The sequence below is a fragment of the Comamonas sp. FG99 genome, assembly GCF_057808605.1.
In genome coordinates this window covers 88,240-112,532 of sequence record NZ_JBMDII010000015.1, presented here as the reverse complement: position 1 = coordinate 112,532, position 24,293 = coordinate 88,240, and the positions used below count along the sequence as shown (strand labels likewise).

The following is a 24,293-nucleotide window of genomic DNA, read 5'->3' as shown; positions in this document are numbered from 1 at the left end:
TGTTGTCGCTGCAGCCAGTGTCGCGCATGGCAGCTTGAATGCCTAGCGGCAGAAATGCATCGAAATCGCCAATAATTTGGCAAAATGCCAGCCGAGGTTGAGCAAATGGACAATGTAGACCATGCCCTGATCGCCCTGCTGCGGCAGAACGCGCGCGAAAGCGTGGCCACGCTGGCCGCGCGGCTGGGCGTGTCGCGCGGCACGGTCGCCAACCGGCTGGCGCGGCTGGAGCAGGCGGGGGTGGTGGTCGGCTACACCGTGCGCCTGCGCCCCGATGCCCAGAGCGACCTGCTGCGCGCCTGGATGAGCATCGCGATCGAGGGCAACGACACGCGCCGCATCATGGTGCAGCTGCTGGGCGAGCCCGGCGTGGCCTCGCTGCACAGCACCAACGGCCGCTGGGACCTGCTGGCCGAGCTGCAGGTGGCAAGCCTGGAGGAGCTGTCGCGCGTGCTGGAGCGCATCCGCCTGATCAAGGGCATCAGCAATACCGAGACCAGCATCCACCTGGAGACTTTCCGGGCGGAGGGCTGACACGGCCCACGCCAGCTATGCCAGCTGCGTCGCCGTGCCCGCCAGCAGCTTCTGCACCAGGTCGGCGGACGAGGCGGCGGCGTACTTGCGCATCAACCGGGTGCGGTAGATCTCCACCGTGCGGTGGCTGATGTCGAGGCTGCGGCCGATCTCCTTGGAAGTCATGCCTTCGAGCAGCCGCGCGGCCACCTCGCGCTCGCGCGGCGTGAGCTCGGCGCGCACCGGGCGCAGCGCGCTCAGGTCCTCGAAGCTCCAGATGCCGCCCTCGTGCGGGTCGGCGCGGTTGAAGGCCCGGCCCATCACATGGCACCAGAACATCTCGCCGTTGGCGCGCTTCATGATGCGGTTGTCCGAATACAGACCGTGTGCATTCAAGATGGGCGCGATGCGCCGGCCCAGGCGCTCGTACTCGTCGGCGCTGGGGTAGAGCATCATGAAGGACTGGCCCACCATCAGCTCGCGCGAAGTGCCGAACATGGCGCAGACCTGCTCGTTGCAATCGACCATCACCCGCCGCCGCGAGACGACCAGGCCCACCGGCGCCATGTGGAAGGCTTGGGCATAGTCCAGGTCCGCTGTGTTCATATAGTGCTTGTCTTTACGAAATACTACGTATGTTAATACGTAGTATCCTATCGGACTTCGAAGCGGCAATCTCTTTCAGGAGACAAATGTGAGCAAGATTTATCCGAGCGCGGCAGAAGCCTTGAAGGGCGTCGTGGCCGACAACCAATTGCTGGCCGTCGGCGGCTTTGGCCTGTGCGGCATTCCCGAAGCGCTGATCGACGCGCTGGTGGCCAGCGGCGCCAAGAACCTGACGGTGGCCTCGAACAACGCCGGCGTCGACGGTTTCGGCCTCGGCAAGCTGCTCGACACCCGCCAGATCAAGAAGATGATTGCCTCGTACGTGGGCGAGAACAAGGAATTCGAGCGCCAGTACCTGGCGGGCGAGCTGGAGCTGGAGTTCACGCCCCAGGGCACGCTGGCCGAGAAGATGCGCGCCGGCGGCGCGGGCATCCCCGCCTTCTTCACCAAGACCGGTGTCGGCACGTTGGTGGCCGAGGGCAAGGAAACGCGCGAATTCGACGGCGAGACCTATGTGATGGAGCGCTCCATCGTGGCCGATGTGTCGCTGGTCAAGGCCTGGCGCGCCGACACCTCGGGCAACCTGCAGTTTCGCCTGACGGCGCGCAACTTCAACCCGGCGGCGGCCACCTGCGGCAAGCTGTGCATCGTCGAGGTGGAGGAAATCGTGGAGCTGGGCCAGCTCAAGCCCGACGAGATCCACCTGCCTGGCATCTATGTGCACCGCCTGGTGCTGAACAAGGCCCCGGAAAAGCGCATCGAGAAGCGCACGATCACTGAGAAGAAATAAGGAGCCCGACATGCCTTGGACCCAAGACCAGATGGCCGCGCGCGCGGCGCAAGAACTCGAAGACGGTTTCTACGTCAATCTCGGCATCGGCATCCCCACGCTGGTGGCCAACCATACTGGCGACAAGCAGGTGTGGCTGCAGTCCGAGAACGGCATGCTGGGCATCGGCCCGTTCCCGACCGAGGACGAAATCGACGCCGACCTGATCAATGCCGGCAAGCAGACCGTGACCACGCTGCCGGGCTCGTCCATCTTCGGCTCGGACCAGTCGTTCGCGATGATCCGCGGCGGCAAGATCAACCTGTCCATCCTGGGCGCCATGCAGGTGTCCGAAAAGGGCGACCTGGCCAACTGGATGATTCCGGGCAAGATGGTCAAGGGCATGGGCGGCGCGATGGACCTGGTGGCCGGCGTCAAGCGCGTGATCGTGCTGATGGAGCATGTGGCCAAGAAGAAGGACGGCACCACCGACCTGAAGATCCTGCCCAGCTGCACGCTGCCGCTGACCGGCGTGGGCGTGGTCGACCGCATCATCACCGACCTGGGCGTGTTCGACGTGACCGAGCAGGGCCTGAAGGTGATCGAACTGGCCGACGGCGTGAGCTTCGACGAAGTGCAATCCAAGACGGGCGCGACGCTGGTGCGCTGAGCCCGGTTTTGCCCCGCAGCAGGAACGCAGCCTTGGGCTGCGTTTTTTCACCGCCGGGCCGCCCCAAGGTGAAAAGCGCCCCTCTTGGAGGGGCAGCGACCCAACGCACTGGGGAGCGTGGGGAGCTACATTTCACTCCAGCGCCTTGCCCATGTCCTCCACCACCTTCTTGGCGTCGCCGAAGACCATCATGGTCTTGTCCATGTAGAACAGCTCGTTGTCCAGGCCCGCATAGCCGGCGGCCATGGAGCGCTTGTTGACGATCACGGTCTTGGCCTTGTAGGCCTCCAGGATGGGCATGCCGTAGATGGGGCTGCCCTTGACGTGCGCGGCCGGGTTCACCACGTCGTTGGCGCCCAGGATGATGGCCACGTCGGCCTGGCCGAACTCGCTGTTGATGTCCTCCATCTCGAAGACCTGGTCGTAGGGCACTTCGGCCTCGGCCAGCAGCACGTTCATGTGCCCCGGCATGCGGCCCGCCACCGGGTGGATGGCGTATTTCACGGTCACTCCCCGCTCGGTGAGCTTGTCGGCCAGTTCCTTGACCGCATGCTGCGCACGCGCCACGGCCAGGCCGTAGCCGGGCACGATGACCACGGTCTCGGCATTGCCCAGGACGAAGGCCGCATCGTCGGGGCTGCCGCTTTTCACGTTGCGCTGCTGCTGGGAGCCCGCCGCCGCGCTGGCGGCCTCGCCGCCGAAGCCGCCCAGGATCACGCTGAAGAACGAGCGGTTCATGGCCTTGCACATGATGTAGCTCAGGATGGCGCCCGAGCTGCCCACCAGCGAGCCCGCGATGATCAGCATGCTGTTGTTCAGCGAGAAGCCGATGCCCGCCGCCGCCCAGCCCGAGTAGCTGTTGAGCATGGACACGACCACCGGCATGTCCGCGCCGCCGATGGGGATGATGAGCAGCACGCCCAGCAGCAGTCCCAGGGCGATGACCAGCACGATGTCCATCCAGCTTTGGCTGTGCCAGAAGCCGAAGACGAAGAAGGCCGCGGCCAGGCCCAGCACGGCGTTGAGCGCATGCTGGCCCTTGAACTGCACGGGCGCGCCCTGGAACAGGCGGAACCTGTATTTGCCGCTGAGCTTGCCGAAGGCGATCACCGAGCCGGTGAAGGTGACGGCGCCGATGAAGGCGCCCAGCGCCAGTTCCACGCGGTTGCCGCCCGGGATGGTGCCGCCCTTGGCCGTGATGGCAAAGGCCCAGGGCTCGGCCACGGCGGCGACGGCGATGAACACGGCCGCCAGGCCGATCATGCTGTGCATGAAGGCGACCAATTCAGGCATCTTGGTCATTTCCACGCGCTGGGCCATGACGGCGCCGGCCGTGCCGCCGACCAGCAGGCCCAGCAGCACCCAGCCCAGGCCCAGGGCACCACCGCCCGCGATCCCGCCCGCCAACTGCACGATGAGCGCCGCCGTGGTCAGCACGGCGATCACCATGCCGGCCATGCCGAACAGGTTGCCGCGGATGGACGTGGTGGGATGCGACAGCCCCTTGAGCGCCTGGATGAAGCAGACGCTGGCCACCAGGTAGAGCAATGTGACGAGATTCATGCTCATGGCTGGCCCCCCGCCTTGGCGTCCTTGCCCTCCTTGGCCGGAGCGCTCTTGCGCTCCTTCTTGCGGAACATCTCCAGCATGCGCCGCGTGACCAGGAAGCCGCCGAACACGTTGACCGCGGCCAGCGCCACGGCCAGCACGCCCATGGTCTTGCCCAGGCCCGTTTCCGTGAGCGCCGCCGCCAGCATGGCGCCGACGATGACGATGGCCGAGATGGCATTGGTCACCGCCATCAGCGGCGTGTGCAGCGCGGGCGTGACGGTCCAGACCACGTGGTAGCCCACGTAGATGGCCAGCACGAAGATGATGAGATGGATGATGGTGGGGGATACGGCTTCCATGTCATTTCCTCCGCGTTACGGTCAGTTGGCCTTCATGGACCATCAGGCACGCGGCCACGATGTCATCCTCCATGTCCACATGCAGGGCGCCATCCTTGTTGATGATGAGCTTCAGAAAATCGAGCACGTTGCGTGCATACAGGGCCGAGGCATCGGCCGCCACCAGCGCCGCCAGGTTGGTCAGGCCCACGATGGTCACGCCATGCGTGACCACGGTCATGCCGGCCTGGGTCAGCGGGCAGTTGCCGCCGCCCTGGGCCCCGCGTCCTGCCGCCAGGTCCACGATGACGGCGCCGGGCTTCATGGCCTGCACCATCTCGGCCGTGACCAGCACGGGCGCGGGCCGGCCGGGGATCAGCGCCGTGGTGATGACCACGTCGGCCTGGGCCACGCGCTTGGCCACCTCGGCCTTCTGGCGGTCCAGCCAGCTTTGCGGCATGGGGCGTGCGTAGCCGCCCACGCCTTCGGCGGCTTCCTTTTCCTCGGCCGTCTCGTAGGGCACGTCGATGAACTTGCCGCCCAGGGATTCGACCTGCTCGCGCACGCTGGGCCGCACATCGCTGGCCTCGATCACGGCGCCCAGGCGCTTGGCCGTGGCAATGGCCTGCAGGCCCGCCACGCCCACGCCCAGCACCACGACGCGCGCGGCCTTTACCGTGCCGGCCGCCGTCATCAACATGGGAAAGAAGCGCTGGTACTGGTTGGCCGCAATCATCATGGCCTTGTAGCCGGCGATATTGGCCTGGCTGGACAGCACGTCCATGCTCTGCGCACGCGTGGTGCGCGGCGCCGCCTCCAGCGCATAGGCCGTCACGCCCGCATCGGCCAGGCGCTGCAGGCCTGCGGGCTGGAACGGGTCCAGCATGCCGACCAGGGTCGCGCCCTTGCGGATGCCGGCCAACTCGTCCTCCGAAGGGATGCGGACCTTGAGCACCAGGTCGGCGCCCAGGGCGCCGGCCGCCTCGACGATCTCCGCGCCCGCTGCCTCGTACAAGGCATCGGGCACGCTGGCCGCCACTCCCGCCCCCGCCTGCACGCGCAGCACATGGCCTTGCGCGCGCAGCTTCTTGACGGTCTCGGGGGTCGCGGCCACCCGGGTTTCTCCTGCCATGGTCTCGGCAGGCACACCTATCAACATATAAGGTCTCCTTGGGTCAGGCGAATTCGAGGATGACGGCGTCCAGCGCCAGCACATCGCCGGCCTGGGCCACGACGCGGACCACGGTGGCCGGCGTCTCGGCGCACAGGCTGACTTCCATCTTCATGGCTTCGACGATGCACAGCACTTCGCCCGCGGCAACGCTGCGGCCTTCCTCGGCCATTACGGCGAGCACCTTGGCCGGCATGGGGCTGCGCAGCTGCATGCCGGTTGGCGCGCTTTGGCGCACCGGCATCAGGGCCAGCATCTTGGCCTCCAGCGGGCTCAGCACGCGGGCGCTGGCCTGCAGGCCGGCATGCGTGAGCAGCCAGCCAGCCTCGCCTTCGGGCGGAATGCGGCGCACCTGCACGGCCATCGCTTCGCCATCAACACTGCCCTGCCAGGTGGGTCGGCCTGGCGTCCAGTCGGAGCGCACGCAGGCAGTTTGCCTCGTGGCATGGTCGCGCACGCGCCAGGCGCCCGGAACGCGCTCGACGGTCAGGGCGTGGACCTGCCCACCCAGCAGCACTTTGCGTTCACGCGCTGCGAGGCATGCATCACCCCCGCGCGGCCAGGTCAGTGCATCCATGGCGGCGGCCACGGCCGCCAGCCGTAAGGCGTCCTGCGCCTCGGGCGCGCGCGGTGCGAAGTTGCCCTGGAATTCCTCGGCGATGAAGGCGGTGGACAGGCGTCCTTCGCGCCAGCGCGGGTGGCGCATCAGCGCCGAGAGGAAGGGCAGGTTGTGTGCGATGCCTTCGATGGCAAAGGCATCCAGCGCCTGTGCCTGGGCCGCGATGGCTTGCTCGCGCGTGGGCGCGTGCGTGACCAGCTTGGCGATCATGGGGTCGTAGTGGATGGGGATTTCCCCGCCCTCGAACACGCCGGTGTCGTTGCGCACGGTCACGCCGTCGTGCACGCGCTCGGCCGGTGGCCGGTAGGTGGTGAGCCGGCCTGTGGAGGGCAGGAAGCCGCGCGCCGGGTCTTCGGCGTAGACACGTGACTCGACGGCCCAGCCCGACAGGTGGACATCTTCCTGGCGCATCGGCAGCGGCTCGCCGGCCGCGATGCGGATCATTTGTTCTACGAGATCGATGCCGGTGACGAGCTCCGTGACCGGGTGCTCGACCTGCAGCCGCGTGTTCATCTCCAGGAAGTAGAAAGACTTGTCCTGGCCGCAGACGAATTCGACGGTGCCGGCCGAGTCGTAGTGCACGGCGCGCGCCAGCGCCACGGCCTGCTCGCCCATGCGCTGGCGGGTATCCGCATCCAGCAGTGGCGAGGGCGCCTCTTCGATCACTTTCTGGTTGCGCCGCTGGATCGAGCATTCGCGCTCGCCCAGGTAGACGATATTGCCGTGCTTGTCGCCCAGGACCTGGATCTCGATGTGGCGCGGCTGGACGATGAACTTCTCGATGAACACACGGTCGTCGCCAAAGGAAGATGCGGCTTCCGAGCGCGAGCGCGCGAAGCCGTCAGCGACTTCAGCGGCCGAATGTGCGATGCGCATGCCTTTGCCGCCGCCGCCGGCCGAGGCCTTGATCATGACCGGATAGCCGATCTCGTCGGCGATCTGAACGGCATGCTCCGTGTCGCGGATCACGCCCAGGTGGCCCGGCACGGTGGATACCTGGGCCGCGCGCGCGCATTTCTTGGATTCGATCTTGTCGCCCATGGCCTCCATGGCCTCGGGATTGGGGCCGATGAAGGCGATGCCCGCTTCCTGCAGCGCGCGCGCGAAGGCTGCGCGCTCGGACAGGAAGCCATAACCCGGGTGCACGGCCTGGGCGCCGGTCTGCCGGCAGGCCTCGACAATGCGCTCGATGGCCAGGTAAGACTCAGCGGCTGGCGCGGGCCCCACGCGCACGGCTTCGTCGGCCATGCGTACGTGCAGCGCGCGTGCATCGGCGTCGGAATGGACGGCCACGGTGCGTATGCCCATGCGCCGCGCCGTTTTGATGATGCGGCAGGCGATTTCTCCGCGATTCGCAATCAGGATCTTCTCAAACATGCTGTGCCCTCGCGGAGAAACCGCCTGCACACGCTGCGCGTGCCATGCAATTTGTTGAAACACCCGCTGCGCGGCCGTTTTCTCCGCGATTCGCGATCAATATCTTGGTGAACATGCCCACTCCCCTTGCAGATAGTTCCTCTCGGCCAGCTGGGACAGCGCACGGATGACGCACGGGCGTGTGCTGCGTGGCGCGATGACGGCGTCCACCTCCCCCATGGCGGCGACGGCGGCGGGCTCCAGCGACCGCGCTGCCTCGGCCTCGGAAGCGCCCAGGGCCACGGCGCCCGGCGTGCCGATGAGGCCGATCCGGGCCTGGGGCCAGGCATAGACGAGGTCGGCACCCAGGGCGCGCGCGCCCATGAGCATTCCGGCTGCGCCGAAGGCACGCCGCAGCACCACCGTGACCACGGGCACGCCCGCGCGTGCCTGCGCCGCCAGCAGCTCGGCGGCGTCGCGGGCAATCCCCGCGCGCTCCTGCTGGACGCCGGGTAGAAAGCCCGGAGTGTCCACCAGGTTGAGCAGCGGCACCGCAAAGGCATTGCACCAGCGCACGAAGCGCGCGGCCTTGCGTGCGGCCGCAGCATCGAATACGCCCGCGAGCGCCAGGGATTGATTGGCCACCACGCCGACACTGCGTCCGTCCAGGCGCACGAAGCCGATCACGAGGTTGGCCGCGTACGCGGATTGCAGTTCCATGAAATCGCCGCCGTCGGCGATTTCGCGGATCACTTCCCGAACGTCATAGCCCGCCTCGGGCTGTTCGGGGATCAGTGTCTCCAGGGCGGGAGCCTCGCGCGTGGCATCGTCCAGGCAGGGCCAGGGCGCGGCATCGCTGCGCCAGGCGCCGCGCCGGCATTCCGGCAGGAAGGAAAACATGCGCCGCACTTTGAGCAGCACCTGTACGTCATCGCCGCAGACGGCATCGGCCAGGCCGGATTCGCCGGCATGCATGCCGGGGCCGCCGAGCGCGGCCGTCGTGGCTTCTGCGCGCGTGGCCGCCAGCAGGGGCTGTGGGCCGCTCAGGTAGAGCGCGCTGTCGTCGCCGGCCATCAGCACGAAGTCGGCAAGCGCGGCCAGCACGGCATCGGCGCCAGGACATTCGCCCATCACCACGGCCAGCTGGGGAATCTCGCCCTGGGCCCGCGCAGTGCAGCGGGCGATCGCGCCAAAGCCTGTGAGGGCACCCAGGCCTGCTTCCAGCCGCAGGCCGGCCGTGTCATACAGGCCGATCAGCGGCGCGCGGATGCGCAGTGCCTGCTCCTGCAGCCGCAGGATCTTGCGTGCATGCACTTCGCCCAGCGTGCCCCGGGCGGTGGTGAAGTCCTTGGCGAAGACGCAGACGCTACGCCCCGCGATGCGCCCCTGGGCGGTGATGACGCCATCGCCCAGGGCGTCTGGCACAGCGCCTGCGGCCAGTTCGGTCATGGACCCGGGGTCGAGCAGCAGCGCCAGGCGTTCGCGCGCGCTAAGGCGGCCGCGTGCGTGCCGGGCGTCGGCCTGGTGCTGCGCCGGGCCGGGAACAGGGGTGGACATGGGGGGCAACTCCAACTGGTCGGAAACATGGGAGCGGTGCGCCCGGCCCCCCCCGGGCGGGGCACGGCCGGTGCGTCAGCGCTGCTTTTCGGCCGCGTAGGCGCGCAGGCGGGGAACGATTTCCCGGGCGATGATCTCGATCTGCTCCATCTCGTACTTGTAGGGCACGAAGACGAGCTTTTGCACACCCGCGTCGATATGTTCCTTGAGCTGGGCCACGCATTCGTCCACATTGCCCATGATGGCGCTGTCCATGGTGGATTTGCTGCCCTGGGCAATGTCGAAGTCCACGTTGAGCCACTGCATCATGGTTTCCTCGACCGCGGCGCACGAGGCGCCGACCATGATGGGCAGCTGGTTGCCGTTCATCAGCGTCGCGGGATCCCTGCCGGCCTCGGCCGCGTAGGCGCAGACCTTGGCCCAGGATTCGACGAAGGCGTCGGGCTTGTAGAAATAGGTCAGCCAGCCGTCGCCTTCGACCGCAGCGCGCTTGAGCACGCGGTCGGCATAGCCGCCGATCAGCAGCGGGCAGGGCTTTTGCACGGGCTTGGGGAACATCACGCCGGCCGGGATCTTGTGGTTGCCCCATTCGCCGTTGACCATGTCCTCGGTCCACAGGCGCTTCATGATCTCGATGTTGTCGCCCATGATCTTGCCGCGCTGCTCATAGGGCACGCCCACCGCGTCGAACTCGCGCTTGTACCAGCCGGCGGCCATGGCCATCAGCATGCGGCCGTTGGAGAGCTGGTCCATGCTGGAGATCTGCTTGGCCAGAATGACCGGGTTGCGCAGCGGCAGCACCAGGATGCCGGTGGACAGCTTGATCTTCTTGGTGCGCGCCGCGATGGCGGTCAGCAGGGTCAGCGAGTCGATGATGGGAAAGTGCGGGTCCACGCCGAGGAAGATGTGGTCCCAGACCCAGATCGAGTCGAAGCCCAGCTCCTCCATGCGGACGCCATATTCCACCAGCGCCCCGGCGTCGGGCATCTGGGGGAAGGCCGTGAAGTTGCGGGCTGCGATGCCAAAGGTTCCGTGCAGTGTGCTCATGTGCTCTCCATTCGGTATAGGGGGGAAGAGGGGGCCTGCGGCTCGTCAAGCGATGTACAGGCGGTCGGGATCCAGCGTGCGCAGAGCATTCAGCTCGCGCTCGCCGGGCGGGACGGTGATGGGGATGCGCTCGTCGTGCAGCAGCGTGAAACCCGTGTTGTCCTGCACGCGCTCCAGCGTCACGCCCTGGTGCAGGGCGACGATCTTCATGTGCCGCGTGGTCTCGTCGAAGCCGAAGATGCCCAGGTCGGTCACCACGCGGAACATGCCGCCCGCGGGCAGGCCGCGTTCGCGCCGCGTGTTGCCGCCGTCCAGAAAGCCCGGGCTGGTGATGAAGTCCACCTTGTCCACGAAGCGGCGGCGCTCATGCTTCATGGCCACGATCATGTGGGTCAGGCTGGAGATGTCGTTGCCGCCGCCGGTGCCCGGCAGGCGGGTCTTGGGGTTGGCGGGGTCGCCGATGTACGAAGAGTTGAGGTTGCCGTACTTGTCGATCTGCGCCCCGCCCATGAAGCCCACGTCCACATGGCCGCGCTGCAGCAGCAGCAGGACCTCGGTGCTGCTCATCACCATGTTGGCGCGCTTGGTGCAGCGCTGCTCGTTGGTCGAGGGCGGCAGCTGGCCGGGCCTGATGATGGGGCCGAGCACGCCGCCCTCGAACAATATGGTCAGGCCGGGGCAGTGCAGGCCCTGGGCCAGGGTGGCGGCCAGCAGGGGCACGCCGACGCCGGCGAACACGACCTGTCCTTCCTGGAGCAGGCGCGAGGCCATCACGGCGAGCAGTTCGCTGGCGCTGCAGTCGCCAGCGTTGGAGGTTGCGGTGTCAGTCATTGAGCATGCTCCTGCCGCGGCGCGCGGCGTCCAATAGTTCCTCCAGACCCAGCAGGGCCAGGTAGTCGGTCCACGAGGCTGGCTCGCGCACATAGCGCTGCAGATAGGCCTGCATGCCGGCCACGGGGTCCGCGTTGACCTGGGCCGTGTAGGCGTCCAGGTGCGAGAACAGCGGCTCGTAGACGTTGGTGCATTCGTGCGGCGCGCAGCCATAGGGCACCTCGACCACGGCATCGACGGCGATGAAAGGGATCTTGGTCTGGTCCGGGTTGCGGCGGATCTGGTCGTTGGAGACGATGCGCTCGGTCGTCAGGATCACGCGATTGGCGGCCAGCGCCAGGTCGATGTCCATGAAGCTCAGGCCGTCGAGCTGCGCATTGCCATAGGCATCGCAGCGCTGCACATGGATCAGTGCGACGTCGGGGTTCAGTGCCGGCACCAGCAGCAGGTCCTCGTCCGTGAACGGGCACTTGGTGGCCAGGGCCTCGGGGCGCATGCGCAGCACGTCGGAGCCCAGCATGGGCCGCATCGGCAGGTAGGGCACGCCCATGGCGCCGGCGCGAAAGCGCAGGCCCATGGCCAGGTGGCTCCATTCGTCGTAGCGCGTCTGCCCGCTCTCCACATAGTGGCGCATCACCTTGGAGATGCCCCAGACGATGCCCTGGCTGAACCAGCTGGTCTGGATGCGGTCGCAGATACCCGAGGCGAACAGCAGGTCGCCCTCGCTGGAGACGATGCTGCGCGAGACGTCCAGGTGTTTCTTGCCCGCGCGGATGAGCTGCCAGATCATGGCCATCGGTGTGCGCGACAGCGTGCTGCCGCCAATGCCGACCTTGTCGCCATCGTTGACCAGCGCGGCCGCCTGCTCCAGCGTCATCACTTTTTCACGCAGGCTGCGGTCACGCCGGGCGAGATCGGCGCGCAGCTCCAGATACGGTTTTACCTCCATAGGGCCTCCTTGTTCGCCGCTGGGCCAGCGGCATGCCTATTGCACCAATGCGCCCATGCCGCCTGGGCTGCACGCACATGGTCTGATTACTTGATTTGATTGTTTGATGGTTGTTCTATTGTTAGTATCTTAGCATTTCAAGAAAAATAATCGGCTACAGGAAAACCCGATAATTAATTCTATGAGATGGTCTTATAGTTGTACCAATATTAGAAAGAATAGGCAAGGCAAGACCGCAGCATGACGGTCGCCGCGACATTCGACAACCAAGGAGACCAGCGTATGAAGCAGAAATGGGCAAGAGGTGCTGCCGTCGGCATCGCCATGGCGTGGGGCATGTCGGCGCTTGCGCAAAACAGCGCCATCAACGTCGGCGTGAATCAGCCGTTGACCGGTGCGGTTGCGGCATCGGGCAACTTCGTCACCAATGGCGCGCGGATCGCGGCCGACGAAATCAACGCGCGCGGCGGTGTTGGCGGGCACCGCCTCAACTTGGTGATAGAAGACAACAAGAGCAACCCCACCGAGGCTGCGAATGCGGCCGAAAAGCTCATCGTGCGGGACAAGGTGCCCGTCATCATGGGGGCCTGGAGCTCCACCTACACGCTGGCCGTGATGCCAAAGCTGATGGAATACAAGGTGCCAATGCTGGTGGAGACGGCCAGTGCCGACAAGATCACCCAGCTCGGCAATCCCTTTGTGTTCCGCATCAGCCCGACCAGCGGCATGGAAGCGGCGAGCTTCGCGCGCCATGTGGAGCCGCTGAAGATCCGCAAGGCCGATTTCCTGGTCGTCAACAACGACTGGGGGCGTGGCGCGGCCGAGGCCTTCGGCAGCATGCTCAAATCCCGAGGCGCCAGTGTTGGCCGCGTCGAGCTGATGGATGCAGCCGCGCAGGATATGTCGGCGCAGCTCTCGCGCATCAAGTCCTCGGATGCCGATACGTTGTTCGTCACCACCGCGGTCGAGCAGCTGACGCTGGTGCTCAAGCAGGCCCAGGCTCTGGGTCTCAAGCGCCTGATCGTCACCACGGGCGGATCGCAGAATCCCGACCAGCTCATCGCGCAGGCAGGGGCGGCGGCCAACGGGACCATCCACAGCGTCATCTTCCTGCCATGGTTCCCGGAGATGGCGGCCAACGAGGCCGTGATGCGCAGCTTTGTCGCCGAATGGGGCAAGCGTGGCTACGATCCGACTGGCATGACCGAGGGTGCGCGCGGCTACGATGGCATCATGGCGATCGCCGCAGCCATCGAGAAGGCGGGCGCCGCCGACCCGGAGAAGATCCGCGCCGCGCTGTGGCAGGTGCAGCTCACCGGCCTGACCGGCAAGATCGTCTTCGCCAAGACCGGGCAGGCCGCAAAGGAGAGCGGCCAGAGCACGCCGCAGGTTCACCTCGTGAAGATCGACGACGGGAAGATCACGATGCTCAAGTAGGGCCTGCCGGCGGCAGCGCCGCTGCACGGCGCAGCCGCCTGGCGCTTTCCCATCACCTTACAGCCTGCCAGGAACTCCAGTGGACCAACTCAGCCAGCACATTGCCAATGCGCTGATCCTCGGGGGCACTTATGCTCTCTTGGGGATCGGCCTCACCTTGATCCTCGGGATCATGAAGATCGTCAACTTCACGCATGGTGAGCTCTATGCGTTCGGTGGCTTCATGGCCTACTTCTTCACCTCCAGCCTGGGCCTGAATTTCTTCGCGGCCCTGGTCATCTCCGTCACGCTGGGGATTTTGCTGGGCGCCGTGCTCGAGCGCCTGGTGCTGCGGCGGATGCGCGGCGCCGACATCGACTCCACCATGGTGGTCATGATCGGCTGCTGGATCGCATTGCAGAACCTTGCGCTGCTGGTATGGGGAGGCGTGGCGAAATCCGTGCCCACGCCGTTCCCGGCCGAGCCGCTGAATATCGGGCCCGTGTCGCTGTCATGGCTGCGCGTCTTCGTGCTGGCCGCGGCGCTGGGCCTGATCCTCGCCGTCTATCTGCTGATCCACCGAACGCCGCTGGGCAAGGCCATGCGCGCCACCTTCCAGGACCGTGAGACGGCTTCGCTGATGGGCATCAACGTCAACGCCATCTACACCGCGACCTTTGCGCTTGGCTCGGGCCTGGCGGCGGCTGCCGGCGCGTTGATGGGGCCGGTGTTCGTGGTCACCACGACCATGGGCAACGTGGCCGCGCAAAAGGCCTTCGCCATCGTGATCCTGGGTGGCTTGGGCAGTATCCAGGGCGCCACCATCGGCGGCTTCATCCTGGCTTTCGCCGAGGAGCTTGGTTCCGGCTACATCTCGTCCGGCTACCGTGATGCGATGGGGTTCATCCTCATCATCCTGGTGCTGATGTTCAAACCTACGGGCCTGTTCCGCGTACGCGGGGAGAGAATCGGATGAAAACCATCGCCACGCTTGCGCTGCTCGCGGCGCTCCTGTCCGTGCCCTGGTGGATGACGGATCAGTATTACCTGCACATCATCATCACCACCGGCATCTTCATCGTGGGTGCCATGAGCCTGAACCTGCTGCTGGGTTATACAGGCCAGCTGAGCCTGGGCCATATCGCATTCTTCGGCATCGGCGCCTATGCGAGTGCGCTGAGTTCGCTGGGCTTCGACATTCCCGTATTCTGGGGCGACGGTCGCATCGTCCACACACCCTGGCCTCCCGTGGCCGGGGTGCTGGTGGGGACTGTGCTGGCCGGCGTCTGCGGCTGGGTCGTGGGGCGGCTGTCGTTCAAGATCCGCGGCGCCTATTTCGTGATCGTGACCATCAGCTTCGCGGAGGTCACCCGCCTGGTGGCGCTCAACTGGGTGGACCTCACGCAGGGCCCGCTGGCGCTGAGCAATATTCCGCCGCTGGGCTACCGCCTGCCCATCTTCGGTGAGGCCGAGTTCTGGTCCAAGGTGCCCAACTACTACCTGGTGCTGGGCCTGGGAGTGCTGTCCTACCTGCTGATTCGCCGCATCGTGCATTCACGCATGGGCCGAGCCATGGTCGCGCTGCGCGAGAACGAGTCGCTGGCCACTTCGGTGGGCATCGATGTGACGCGCTACCTGGTGTTCGCCGCCGTGGCTTCGGCAGCGCTCGCCGGTGCCGCGGGCGCACTGTACGCCCACTACATCCGCATCATCGACCCAGACATCTTCCTCTTCATCTACACGGTGACCATGGTGATCATGGTGGTGACTGGCGGCAAGGGCACGCTGGCCGGGCCCATCGTCGGCGGCGTGATCTTCGGTGCATTGCCCGTGGGGCTGCGTGCCGTGGCTGCTCCAGAGGCCCAGTGGATCGTCTATGGGGTTGCGATGGTGCTGGTCGTGTTCTTCCTGCCGCGCGGCATCGTGCCCGCCGTCTCCGGCTGGTGGCACCGCAGGATGCGCAGTACGCCGTGCCATGTGCGTCCGCAGCCGGTGGGCGGCCAAGCTTGCGCCGCCGCGGTTGCGACGCGGCGTGCCGGGAGCCCGACATGAGCGCCGCCAAGACGCCGGCACTGCTGTCCGTCGACCGCGTGGCCGTGCATTTCGGCGGCCTCGTGGCCATTTCGGACATGAGCTTCGACGTGAAGGAGGGTGAGCTCGTCAGCCTGATCGGCCCCAACGGGGCCGGCAAGACCACGGCCTTCAACGTCATCACGGGCTTCATGCGCCCGACCAAGGGGCAGGTGCACTTCGGCGGCACCGCGCTGCACCGACTCAAGCCGCACGAGGTGGCCGGCGAGGGCCTGGTGCGCACTTTCCAGCGTACCAGCCTGTTCACCACGAACACCGTGTTCGAGAACGTGCTCACGGGCCTGCACCTTTCGGGGCGGGCCTCCGCCTGGTCCACGCTGCTGGCGCTGCCGGCCATGCGCCGCGAGGAAGCCCGGCTGCGCGAGGCGGTCTGGGAAGTACTGGACTTTGTGGGTATTGCGCACCATGCCAACGAACTGGGCGGTGCGCTGCCCTACGGCGCGCAGCGGCTGCTGGGCGTGGCTGTGGCGCTGGCGGCGCGGCCCCGGCTGCTGCTGCTGGACGAGCCGGCTGCGGGCATGAACCCTTCCGAGACGGCGGAGTTCATGGACCTGCTGGCCAAGATCCGCCGGGGGGGCATCAGCCTGCTGCTGGTCGAGCACGACATGCCGCTGGTCATGGGTGTGTCCGACCGCATCGTGGTGCTCAACTATGGAAAAATCATCGCCGATGGCACGCCTGCGCAGATCCAGGCCAACCCCGAGGTGATCCGAGCCTACCTTGGGCAGGGGATCAAGCATGCTTGAAATCAGCGGAATTGTGTGCCGCTACGGCAAGGTGGAGGCGGTCAAGAAGGTGTCGCTGCGCGTGGACCGGGGCGAGTTCGTGACCATCATCGGCGCCAACGGCGCGGGCAAATCGTCCACGCTCAAGGCCATCTCGGGGTTGCTGCCGCCGTCTTCGGGCTCGATTGTGTTCGAGGGCGTGGACATCACGCGCGCCACGCCGCAGCGCATCCTGTCGCTGGGAATAGCGCACTGCCCCGAGGGGCGGCGCGTGTTTCCGCAGATGACCATCCAGGAGAATCTTGAGCTTGGCGCTTTCCGCCGCCGCGACAAGGCCGGCACCGCCCAGGACATGCAGCGCATCTTCGACAGCTTCCCCAAGCTGCACGAGCGGCGCCAGCAGATGGCCGGCACGCTGTCGGGCGGCGAGCAGCAGATGCTGGCCATCGGCCGCGCACTGATGTCGCGGCCCAGGCTGGTTCTGTTCGACGAGCCTTCGCTGGGCCTGGCGCCCAACATCGTGGAAAAGACCTTCGAGGTCATACAGCGCGTGCGCGCCGACGGCGCCACCGTGCTCATGGTGGAACAGAACGCCTATGCCGCACTGGACATGTGCGACCGCGCCTACCTCTACGAGTCGGGCACCATGACTTTGCAGGGCACGGGGGCCGAGCTGATCAGCGATCCGCACGTGCGCAAGGCTTATCTGGGTGGGTGAGGTCCTGCCTCGAAGGGGCATGACCCGAAACCATGAAAAATGGCCCCCAAGCTTGCTCACTGCGTGTAGCCGCGGCCCCCGAGGGGGCGCTTTTCATCTTGGGGCGGCCCGGCGATGAAAAATGACCCCCACGCTTGCTCACTGCGTGTAGCCGCTGCCCCCCGAGGGGGCGCTTTTCATCTTGGGGCGGCCCGGCGATGAAAAAGGAGCGCGAAATGCGCTCCCTTTTTCGTTCTCGAGCGGGCCAGATCGGATGCCTGTATTTCCGTTTCTGCGGCATTCACCACTGCCGCTTCCCCAAGGAACAGGGGCGGGCAGGCTCAGAAGTCGAGCTGTTCCGGATGGATGCGCAGCGCAGCCGCGATCTTTTCGCGCGAGGACTTGCGCGGTTTGGTGCTGGCTTCGAGTTGGGCATAGGCGCTTTGGCTGATGCCGATGCGCTGCGCTACATCGGCCTGGGTCAGTTTCAGATGGGTACGCCAGGCTTTCGCGGGCGCCATCCCCTCGTCGAACACCAGCTTGACGACGGCATCAGGCACGAGGTCGTTCGCCTGCTCGAAGTGTTTGATGAACACGTCGTAAGGCATGACGACGAAGGCGGGACGACCATCCGCCGCGAGGATGGTTTGGAAATCAATAGGTTTGTTCATCGCGCTTCTTCACTTCTTCAATGGTGACGATGCGGATCGCTCCGTCAAACTCAAAAAACACGCGGTAAGCGCCAACGCGCAGGCGGTAACTGTAGGGCGTGTCATCAATCAAATCCCCCCGGCGAAAGCCGTGCGGGCGGTGCAGTGCAAGGCGCCCTGAGCGCGGTGTAGCCAGCTACATGAGCGAGGGGCAACGCCGCAATGCGCCGCCCGCACGGCTTTCCCTTCGGGCTGCTCGGCCATGCGGCGTCTGCTTTGTCGCACGGCTGGCCCATAGATGGCTATGGGCTGCGCCGCGCTTCGCGCATCCATCCGCATGGCCGAGCCAGCGCCGGGGGAATTTGATTGATGACACGCCCTAGTCATGGCCCGACAGCTTCTTCACATTGCGGGCATGGTTCAGATCCGACAACTCGGCGGTGACGGCCTGGCGGATGGCCTGGCCCGCTTGTGCGGGAATCTTGCGCATCTGCCGCAGAGCCTTGGTTTGCCAGGCGATCGTGTTCATTGGCTTGAATTATAAGATTTGTATTAGATTTTTGGGGAAATTTCTAATCAACGGAGTCGTCCCTCAGTGGCGTTGCCAGCCACTGAGGGCGCTGCGGCATGGGCAGCAGTGAAGCCCCTCAGGCGGCGCCTTCCCCCTTCCAGGACTTCTGCGCAGCCAGGATGTCCTGGGCGCTCTTGCCCACCAGCTCGCGATAGACGGAAGGGGCGGTCGCACCCTCGGTGCTGATGAGCAGCACGCGCGCCTGCGCGCCCAGCCCGGTCTGGGCGCGCAAGGCGGAATCTCCTGCCAGGTGGATCAGGCCGGCCAGCCCCGCGGCGCCGGATTCGCCGCTGACCACGGGGATGTCGCCATTGGCGCCTTCCACCTGCGCCAGCCGGCGCATGGCCGATACGGCCTCCCGGTCTTCGACGGTCAGGAAGAAGTCCACGCAGGCTTGCAGGAAGCGCCATGCCAGCGGCGAGGTCTCGCCGCAGGCCAGTCCCGCCATGACCGAATCGACCGATCCGGTCGCCCGTGCGGCCTGGCCCGCGAGCGCGCTCTGGTAGAGGCAGTCGGCCTGCCGCGGCTCGACCACGACGAGGGTGGGGCGCTGGCTGCCATGCTGCTCCCACAGGTAGCTGGCGATGCCGGCTGCGAGGCCGCCCACGCCACCCTGCAGGAACACATGGGTATAGGGGCAGGGGGGGCTGGGCGCGCCGCTGCCGTCCGCGGCCGCGCCGCGCTGCTCCAGGATCTCGGCCACGATGGTGCCGTAGCCCTGCATCACGTCGCGCGGGATCTCCTCGTAGCCCTCGTAGGAGGTGTCGGAGACCACGTGCCAGCCATTGGCGCCAGCCAGGCGCGCGGCCTCCTCGACCGAGGCATCGTAGTTGCCCTCGATGCGCACGATGTGCGCGCCGTGCGCGGCGATGGCCTGCTCGCGCTCCAGGCTGACGTTCTTGTGCAGCACGATGACGCAGCGGCAGCCGATGTCGTGCGCGGCTGCCGCCAGCGCGCGGCCATGGTTGCCATCGGTGGCCGAGATCACGCTGAAGTCCGCCAGCCGCGCGGCATGGCGCCCCGTGAACAGCTCGGCGGCGCTGAAGCCCGCGGCTGGAAAGTGGCGCTGGATCAGGCGGATCAGGGCGATGGGCGCGCCCAGGGCCTTGAAGCTGCCCAGGATCGCGCGCGAGGATTCATCCTTGATGTCGACCTGGGCCAGCCCCAAGGCGCGGGCCAGCGCCGGCAGCGGGCGCAGCGGTGTGGCCGTGGGCGAAAGCTGTGGCCAGCAGGCCAGCCAGCGCCGGCTTTCCAGGGCACTGGCGATGTTCATGATGGCGTGCAAGTCTGCGCCATAGGCAAGGCGCATGGCGCGCGGGTTCTCGATCAGCATGCTCTGTCTCCTGCAGTAGTGATGAATTGGGCGATGTCGTGCAGCGGGCGGCGCACGAAGGGCTTGCCGGCATTGGCCGGATAGCCGAGCGTGACCAGGCCCTGCGGCTCCCAGTGCGCGGGCAGCCCGAGTGCGCCGCGGACCACATCGGGGCAGAACAGCGGCGCGCAGAGCCAGCAGGCGCCCAGGCCCGCGGCGTGCGCCGCCAGCAGCAGGTTCTGCCCGGCCATGGCCGTGCTTTGCACCGCCATCTGGTGTTCGTTGCGGGCGCGCATGGGATCCGGGTAGCAGTCCATGTCCTTCATGGTCAGGCACACGACGATCACGGCCGCCGCTCCGGTGATGCGCTCGCGCGAGCGGCGTACGTCGGCCTCGATATCGGCTTCGCTGTCGCGGTCGCTCTGGCGGTCGCGTCGCAGGCGCTGGCCCATGGCCTCGGCCAGGGCCGCCTGCGGCGCGCACTGGTGCAGCACGGCGAAGCGCCAGGGCTGGCGGTTATGGGCCGAGGGTGCGCTGCCCGCTGCTCGCAGCAGGGTGTCTATCACCTCGGGCGAGATGGGGCGCGGCAGGTAGCGGCGCACCGAGCGCCGGCCCAGCCAGGCGGAGGCACCCGGCAGGCCGGAACCCTGAGGGGCGCCGTTCGCTGCGGCGCTCATGGCGTGCACGCAGCCACGCGGGTGGCGCGCGCCAGGCCCTGGCCGGCGGGGAAGTCGATGCGCACGGGCGGCAGCGGGGCGCGCGGCTGGCGCGCGCGCGCCATGGCCTCGGCATCGGGCGCGCCATAGGCGGTGGTGCGCTGGCGCGGGGTGCGGCCCATGGCGTGCAGCAGGGCCTCCATGTCCTGGGCCGTCATTTCCTGCCCATGGGCGGCGCCCGCGGAGCGGGAGATCGTCTCGTTCATCAGCGTGCCGCCCATGTCGTTCACGCCCGCGTTCAGGCAGGCCTTGACGCCTTCGGCCCCGAGCTTGACCCACGATGCCTGGATGTTGGGAATCAGCGGGTGCAGCGCCAGGCGCGCGACCGCGTGCATGAGCACGGACTCGCGGAAGCTGGGGCCACGGCGCGCGTGCCCCTTGCGGTAGATGGGCGACTCCATGTGCACGAAGGGCAATGGCACGAACTCGGTGAAGCCGCCGGTCTCGGCCTGCAGCGCGCGCAGCCGCAGCAAGTGCCGGGCCCAGTGCTCCAGCCGCTCGACATGGCCGAACATGATGGTCGCCGTGCTGCGCAGGCCCAGGCCGTGCGCCGTGCGCATGACCTGCAGCCACTGGGCAGTGTCGAGCTTGTCGTGGCAGATCACCTGGCGCACCTCGTCGTCCAGGATCTCGGCCGCCGTGCCGGGCAGGGTGGACAGGCCGGCGTCCTTGAGCCGTGCCAGGTACTCGGCCAGCGGCAGGCCCAGCGTGGCCGCGCCCTGCCAGACCTCCAGCGGCGAGAAGGCATGCACATGCATGCCAGGCGCCTCGGCCTTCACGGCCGCGCAGATCTCCAGGTAGGTGGCGCCGGTGTAGGCCGGGTGGATGCCGCCCTGCATGCAGACCTCGGTGGCGCCGCGGTCCCAGGCCTCGCGCACGCGCTGGCGGATCTCGGCCAGCGGCAGGTCATAGGGCTTGCCGCGCAGGTCCTCGCTGCCCTTGCCCTTGGCGAAGGCGCAGAACTGGCAGCGGTAGCCGCAGATGTTGGTGTAGTTGATGTTGCGGTTGACGACGAAGCTGACCACGTCGCCGTTGACCTGGGCGCGCAGCGCGTCGGCCGCGGCGCAGACCGCGCTGAATTCGGCGCCACGCGCGCGAAACAGCCGCACGATGTCGGCCTCGGTGAGCGTCTGGCCTGCCTGGGCGCGGCGCAGAATGCCATCGATGGCGCTGCCGCTCACGGTCGGGGTGGCCGGGGCCGCTGCGGCCAGTTGCAGGTCGTGGGCCGGCGGCGGCTCCTGTGCGCCGGGCGTCCAGCCGTCGGTGCGCGCGAAGCCGTCGCTGTCCATCGCGCGCAGCACGGCCGTGCGCAGGCCGGCGTCGAGCCAGCGCTGGCCGTCGCGCGCATAGGCCGGGTACAGGGCCAGGCGCTCGGTCAGTTCCTTGCCGGCCGCGCGCGTGGCGCGGGCCAGCGCGTCCAGGTGCGGCCAGGGCGCCTCGGGGTTCACGTGGTCGGGCGTGACGGGGGAGACGCCGCCCCAGTCGTTGATGCCTGCGTCCACCAGCGGCGCCAGCGCGCCGGGCCGCAGGTTGGGCGGCGCCTGGATGTTCATCTCGGCACCGAAGAGCAGCCGTGCCGCCGCGATGGTCCACAGGTGCTCCTCCAGCGATGGCGCCTGCGCTTCGGCCATCAGGGTGCCGGCCTTGGGGCGGAAATTCTGGACGATGATTTCCTGCAGGTGGCCGTGCTGCTCGTGCAGCGCGCGCAGCGCCAACAGTGCGTGGATGCGCTCGGCGCGCGACTCGCCAATGCCGATCAGGATGCCCGAGGTGAAGGGCACCTGGGCCGCGCCCGCCAGGCGGATGGTCTCGAGGCGCGCGGCCGGCAGCTTGTCGGGCGAGCCGAAATGCGGGCCGCCGCGCGCGCACAGCCGCTCGGCGCTGCTCTCCAGCATGATGCCCTGGGAGACCGATACAGGGCGCAGGGCGGCGAGGCTGTTTGCGTCCATCAGGCCGGGGTTCAGGTGCGGCAGCAGGCCGGTTTCCACGTGGACGGCGCGCGCGGCCTCGGCCAGGTAGTCGAGGGTGGTGGCATGGCCCATGCGCTGCAGCGCCTCGCGTGCCACCTGGTAGCGTGCCTCTGGCTTGTCGCCCAGCGTGAACAGCGCCTCCTTGCAGCCGGCCGCCGCGCCGGCGCGCGCGATGCGCAGCACCTCTTCCAACGGCAGATAGGGGGCCGGGATGCGGCGCGGCGCCTGGGCGAAGGTGCAGTAGTGGCATACGTCGCGGCACAGCTGGGTCAGCGGGATGAAGACCTTGCGCGAGTAGCTGACCACATGGCCATGCGCGCTGTCGCGCCGCGCGGCGGCTGCGGCCATCAGCGCCGAGGCGCCGTGCTCGGCGAGGCGGTAGGCATCGGCATCGTCCATGCGCTCGTGCGGCTGGGGCAGGGCGGGGAGCAGAGACTGGGATGGGATCATGGTGTGGCACTCGCTCGTGAAGAATGGGGAAGGCTTGCGGCCGGCGCTTGCAGCCGCCGCGCCACGCCGCTGGCCTGCAGCCAGGCATAGGTGTGGGTGCAAGCCGCGCCAGGCAGCGCCATGAAGGCCTGCAGGTCGGCCGGGCGGTCGATGTCGCGGGCCAGGCGCGGCAGGTTCAGCAGTCGCGGTCCGAGTCCGAGGGCGCGGGCGGCCAGCACATGCCGGCGGAAGCTGTCGGGCCCGTAGCACAGGGGCAGCGCGTCGGGGGGCGAGCAGGCCAGCGCATTGGTGCCGCCGTCGTGGCTGGCTGCCACCAGGGTGGCGCCGCGTGTGCCGCGGTGCCGGCGGTGGACTTGCACCAGCTGTGCGAGGTCGTTGCCCGTGAGGCCCGGCAGGTCCGCAGGCAGCACCAGCATGCTTTGCCGGCCGGCGTCGCAGAGAGTGCGTGCGGCTCGGCGCAGCGCAGGCAGCAGGCCGGCTGCGGGGCTGTCGTCGAGAACCACGGCGCCCGCGGCGCGTGCCAGCGCCTGGGCGCAGGGGTCGCTGCTGACGACCAGCATTCCGCCCAGTTGCGGATGGCCGGCCAGTGCAGCCAGCACGTCGCGCAGCATGGCTTCGGCGAGGGCCGAGCGCTCGCCGGCGCCGAGCAGCGGCGCCAGCCTTTGCTTGGCCAGCGCCAGCGGCTTGACGGGTACGACCGCCCACAGTCCGGCTTCATGCATGGCATCTCCTGAGTGCCAGTGACCGAGCGAAGCCGATGACGGTCTGCGCTAGCGTGATCTTGGACTCGGGACTGTCCATCAGCGTGGCGGCAACTCGCACGGACACGCCCAGGTCGTGGGCTTGGTCCACATCGGCATGGTCCACCACCAGGCCGTCAATGAGGCCGGCATAGTGCGCAGCCACGGTCCGGTTGTCCACGCTGCGCCCTAGTTCCTGCAGCATCTTGACAGTGGGGCCCTTGACCGCCTGCCCGCCAATCAGCGGCGACACCGCCACCACGGGTGCGTGGCTGTTGCGCAGCGCAGTGCGCAGGCCGGGCAGGGCCAGCATGGGATCAATGCTCAGCAGGGGGTTGGAGGGGCAGATCACCACCAGGGCCAGTGCCGGGTCTGCCAGTGCTGCGAGCAGCTCAACATGCGGCAGGGCTTTGTCCGCGCCCGCGAAGGACACGCCCGTGATGGCCGGCTTGCAACCATGGCGCACGAAGTAGTGCTGAAAGGGCAACTCGCCCAGGACCGTATGCACCACGGTGCGCACCGGCTGCTCGCTCATGGGCAGCAGCGTGGCCTGTACGCCGGCGCGCCGCGCCAGGTCCGCCGTCACCCGCGCCAGGGTTTCGCCGGCACGCAGGCGGCGCGTGCGCTCCACGTGCAGGGCAAGATCGTGGTCGCCGAGCGCGAACCAATCCTCGCCGCCCCAGGAGGACAGCGCGGCCATGAAGTTCCAGGTTTCGCCCTGTCGGCCCCAGCCGCGCACGGGATCGTTCAGGTCTGCCAGTGCGTAGAGCACGCTGTCGAGATCGGGCGCGATGTGCAGGCCCAGGTGCTCGAAGTCGTCTCCCGTGTTGACGGTGACGTGCAGCTTGCCTATGGCCCCGGCGCGCAAGAGCTGCTCGAAGCCCCAGGCCAGCTTTGCGCCGCCGACGCCGCCGCACAGGGCAAGCACATGGGGGGTGCCGGATGAGGGAGAGGTTTTTGCACGCATGGTCTGCTCTT

The 24,293-nt window shown here is 67.5% G+C and carries 25 protein-coding genes; 8 read left to right on the top strand and 17 right to left on the bottom strand.

The genetic code is table 11. The features are described 5' to 3' along the window. Positions 1-105: 105 nt before the first annotated feature. A complete protein-coding gene (locus ACODRX_RS12365; protein WP_488871805.1) occupies positions 106-534 on the top strand; it encodes an Lrp/AsnC family transcriptional regulator in 429 nt (142 codons plus the stop codon). A gap of 15 nt (positions 535-549) precedes the next feature. Here the strand turns inward: ACODRX_RS12365 and ACODRX_RS12360 are convergent, their stop codons facing one another. Further along, positions 550-1,119, bottom strand: coding sequence for a PAS domain-containing protein (locus tag ACODRX_RS12360; protein WP_488871804.1), 570 nt, complete (start codon positions 1,117-1,119; stop codon positions 550-552). Between the two features lie 88 nt (positions 1,120-1,207). Between ACODRX_RS12360 and ACODRX_RS12355 the strand changes: the two genes are divergently transcribed. Continuing rightward, positions 1,208-1,909, top strand: coding sequence for a CoA transferase subunit A (locus tag ACODRX_RS12355; protein ID WP_488871803.1), 702 nt, complete (start codon positions 1,208-1,210; stop codon positions 1,907-1,909). A 10-nt stretch (positions 1,910-1,919) separates the two neighbouring features. Further along, positions 1,920-2,558, top strand: coding sequence for a 3-oxoacid CoA-transferase subunit B (locus ACODRX_RS12350; protein WP_488871802.1), 639 nt, complete (start codon positions 1,920-1,922; stop codon positions 2,556-2,558). A 132-nt stretch (positions 2,559-2,690) separates the two neighbouring features. On the opposite strand, the gene ACODRX_RS12345 is transcribed toward ACODRX_RS12350, so the two are convergent. From ACODRX_RS12345 to ACODRX_RS12310, 8 genes are all read right to left on the bottom strand, one after another. Then, positions 2,691-4,127 carry an NAD(P)(+) transhydrogenase (Re/Si-specific) subunit beta gene (locus ACODRX_RS12345; protein WP_488871801.1) on the bottom strand — a complete coding sequence of 479 codons (1,437 nt, stop codon included), beginning with the start codon at positions 4,125-4,127 and terminating at the stop codon, positions 2,691-2,693. Next, positions 4,124-4,468, bottom strand: a complete 345-nt coding sequence (locus tag ACODRX_RS12340) for an NAD(P) transhydrogenase subunit alpha part 2 (RefSeq protein WP_488871800.1) — start codon at positions 4,466-4,468, stop codon at positions 4,124-4,126. The genes ACODRX_RS12345 and ACODRX_RS12340 overlap by 4 nt, the downstream gene beginning before the upstream one ends. A gap of 1 nt (position 4,469) precedes the next feature. Then, positions 4,470-5,606, bottom strand: a complete 1,137-nt coding sequence (locus tag ACODRX_RS12335) for a Re/Si-specific NAD(P)(+) transhydrogenase subunit alpha (protein ID WP_488871799.1) — start codon at positions 5,604-5,606, stop codon at positions 4,470-4,472. Positions 5,607-5,622: 16 nt separating this feature from the next. After that, positions 5,623-7,614 carry an acetyl-CoA carboxylase biotin carboxylase subunit gene (locus ACODRX_RS12330; RefSeq protein ID WP_488871798.1) on the bottom strand — a complete coding sequence of 664 codons (1,992 nt, stop codon included), beginning with the start codon at positions 7,612-7,614 and terminating at the stop codon, positions 5,623-5,625. A gap of 96 nt (positions 7,615-7,710) precedes the next feature. Continuing rightward, entirely contained in the window at positions 7,711-9,150 is a 1,440-nt protein-coding gene (locus ACODRX_RS12325; RefSeq protein WP_488871797.1) for an acyl-CoA carboxylase subunit beta, read from the bottom strand. A gap of 75 nt (positions 9,151-9,225) precedes the next feature. Then, complete coding sequence (locus ACODRX_RS12320) at positions 9,226-10,197, bottom strand: LLM class flavin-dependent oxidoreductase (protein WP_488871796.1); 972 nt, start codon at positions 10,195-10,197, stop codon at positions 9,226-9,228. Between the two features lie 45 nt (positions 10,198-10,242). After that, positions 10,243-11,028, bottom strand: coding sequence for a CoA-transferase subunit beta (locus ACODRX_RS12315; RefSeq protein WP_488871795.1), 786 nt, complete (start codon positions 11,026-11,028; stop codon positions 10,243-10,245). Beyond that, positions 11,021-11,977 carry a CoA transferase subunit A gene (locus ACODRX_RS12310; RefSeq protein ID WP_488871794.1) on the bottom strand — a complete coding sequence of 319 codons (957 nt, stop codon included), beginning with the start codon at positions 11,975-11,977 and terminating at the stop codon, positions 11,021-11,023. The genes ACODRX_RS12315 and ACODRX_RS12310 overlap by 8 nt, the downstream gene beginning before the upstream one ends. A 240-nt stretch (positions 11,978-12,217) precedes the next feature. Between ACODRX_RS12310 and ACODRX_RS12305 the strand changes: the two genes are divergently transcribed. The 5 genes from ACODRX_RS12305 to ACODRX_RS12285 all read left to right on the top strand — a co-directional run bounded on the left by ACODRX_RS12305 (position 12,218) and on the right by ACODRX_RS12285 (position 16,927). Beyond that, positions 12,218-13,414: an ABC transporter substrate-binding protein gene (locus tag ACODRX_RS12305; RefSeq protein WP_488871793.1), complete on the top strand. Its 1,197-nt coding sequence runs from the start codon at positions 12,218-12,220 to the stop codon at positions 13,412-13,414. 79 nt (positions 13,415-13,493) lie between these two features. Beyond that, positions 13,494-14,369 (top strand): branched-chain amino acid ABC transporter permease, encoded by an 876-nt coding sequence (locus tag ACODRX_RS12300; RefSeq protein ID WP_488871792.1) that lies wholly within the window; start codon positions 13,494-13,496, stop codon positions 14,367-14,369. Beyond that, positions 14,366-15,445, top strand: coding sequence for a branched-chain amino acid ABC transporter permease (locus tag ACODRX_RS12295; RefSeq protein WP_488871791.1), 1,080 nt, complete (start codon positions 14,366-14,368; stop codon positions 15,443-15,445). Before ACODRX_RS12300 ends, ACODRX_RS12295 begins: the two co-directional genes overlap by 4 nt. After that, complete coding sequence (locus ACODRX_RS12290; protein WP_488871790.1) at positions 15,442-16,230, top strand: ABC transporter ATP-binding protein; 789 nt, start codon at positions 15,442-15,444, stop codon at positions 16,228-16,230. The genes ACODRX_RS12295 and ACODRX_RS12290 overlap by 4 nt, the downstream gene beginning before the upstream one ends. After that, complete coding sequence (locus ACODRX_RS12285; protein WP_488871789.1) at positions 16,223-16,927, top strand: ABC transporter ATP-binding protein; 705 nt, start codon at positions 16,223-16,225, stop codon at positions 16,925-16,927. Before ACODRX_RS12290 ends, ACODRX_RS12285 begins: the two co-directional genes overlap by 8 nt. A gap of 320 nt (positions 16,928-17,247) precedes the next feature. Here ACODRX_RS12285 and ACODRX_RS12280 read toward each other — a convergent pair whose 3' ends face one another. The 8 genes from ACODRX_RS12280 to cofD all read right to left on the bottom strand — a co-directional run bounded on the left by ACODRX_RS12280 (position 17,248) and on the right by cofD (position 24,282). After that, positions 17,248-17,577 carry a helix-turn-helix domain-containing protein gene (locus tag ACODRX_RS12280; RefSeq protein ID WP_488871788.1) on the bottom strand — a complete coding sequence of 110 codons (330 nt, stop codon included), beginning with the start codon at positions 17,575-17,577 and terminating at the stop codon, positions 17,248-17,250. Further along, positions 17,561-17,689, bottom strand: a complete 129-nt coding sequence (locus tag ACODRX_RS12275; RefSeq protein ID WP_488871787.1) for a type II toxin-antitoxin system RelE family toxin — start codon at positions 17,687-17,689, stop codon at positions 17,561-17,563. Before ACODRX_RS12275 ends, ACODRX_RS12280 begins: the two co-directional genes overlap by 17 nt. 246 nt (positions 17,690-17,935) lie before the next feature. Then, on the bottom strand, positions 17,936-18,085 hold the full coding sequence (locus ACODRX_RS12270; protein ID WP_488871786.1) for a hypothetical protein: 150 nt from the start codon (positions 18,083-18,085) through the stop codon (positions 17,936-17,938). 118 nt (positions 18,086-18,203) lie between these two features. Further along, positions 18,204-19,460 carry a diaminopropionate ammonia-lyase gene (locus ACODRX_RS12265; protein WP_488871785.1) on the bottom strand — a complete coding sequence of 419 codons (1,257 nt, stop codon included), beginning with the start codon at positions 19,458-19,460 and terminating at the stop codon, positions 18,204-18,206. Next, entirely contained in the window at positions 19,454-20,116 is a 663-nt protein-coding gene (locus ACODRX_RS12260; RefSeq protein WP_488871784.1) for a nitroreductase family protein, read from the bottom strand. The genes ACODRX_RS12265 and ACODRX_RS12260 overlap by 7 nt, the downstream gene beginning before the upstream one ends. Beyond that, the gene (gene cofH, locus ACODRX_RS12255) at positions 20,113-22,575 is read right to left on the bottom strand and encodes a 5-amino-6-(D-ribitylamino)uracil--L-tyrosine 4-hydroxyphenyl transferase CofH (protein ID WP_488871783.1); all 2,463 of its coding nucleotides are present in this window, start codon (positions 22,573-22,575) and stop codon (positions 20,113-20,115) included. Before cofH ends, ACODRX_RS12260 begins: the two co-directional genes overlap by 4 nt. After that, positions 22,572-23,297 carry a 2-phospho-L-lactate guanylyltransferase gene (gene cofC / locus ACODRX_RS12250; RefSeq protein WP_488871782.1) on the bottom strand — a complete coding sequence of 242 codons (726 nt, stop codon included), beginning with the start codon at positions 23,295-23,297 and terminating at the stop codon, positions 22,572-22,574. Before cofC ends, cofH begins: the two co-directional genes overlap by 4 nt. Next, positions 23,290-24,282: a 2-phospho-L-lactate transferase gene (gene cofD, locus ACODRX_RS12245; protein WP_488871781.1), complete on the bottom strand. Its 993-nt coding sequence runs from the start codon at positions 24,280-24,282 to the stop codon at positions 23,290-23,292. The genes cofC and cofD overlap by 8 nt, the downstream gene beginning before the upstream one ends. Between the last annotated feature and the right edge of the window lie 11 nt (positions 24,283-24,293).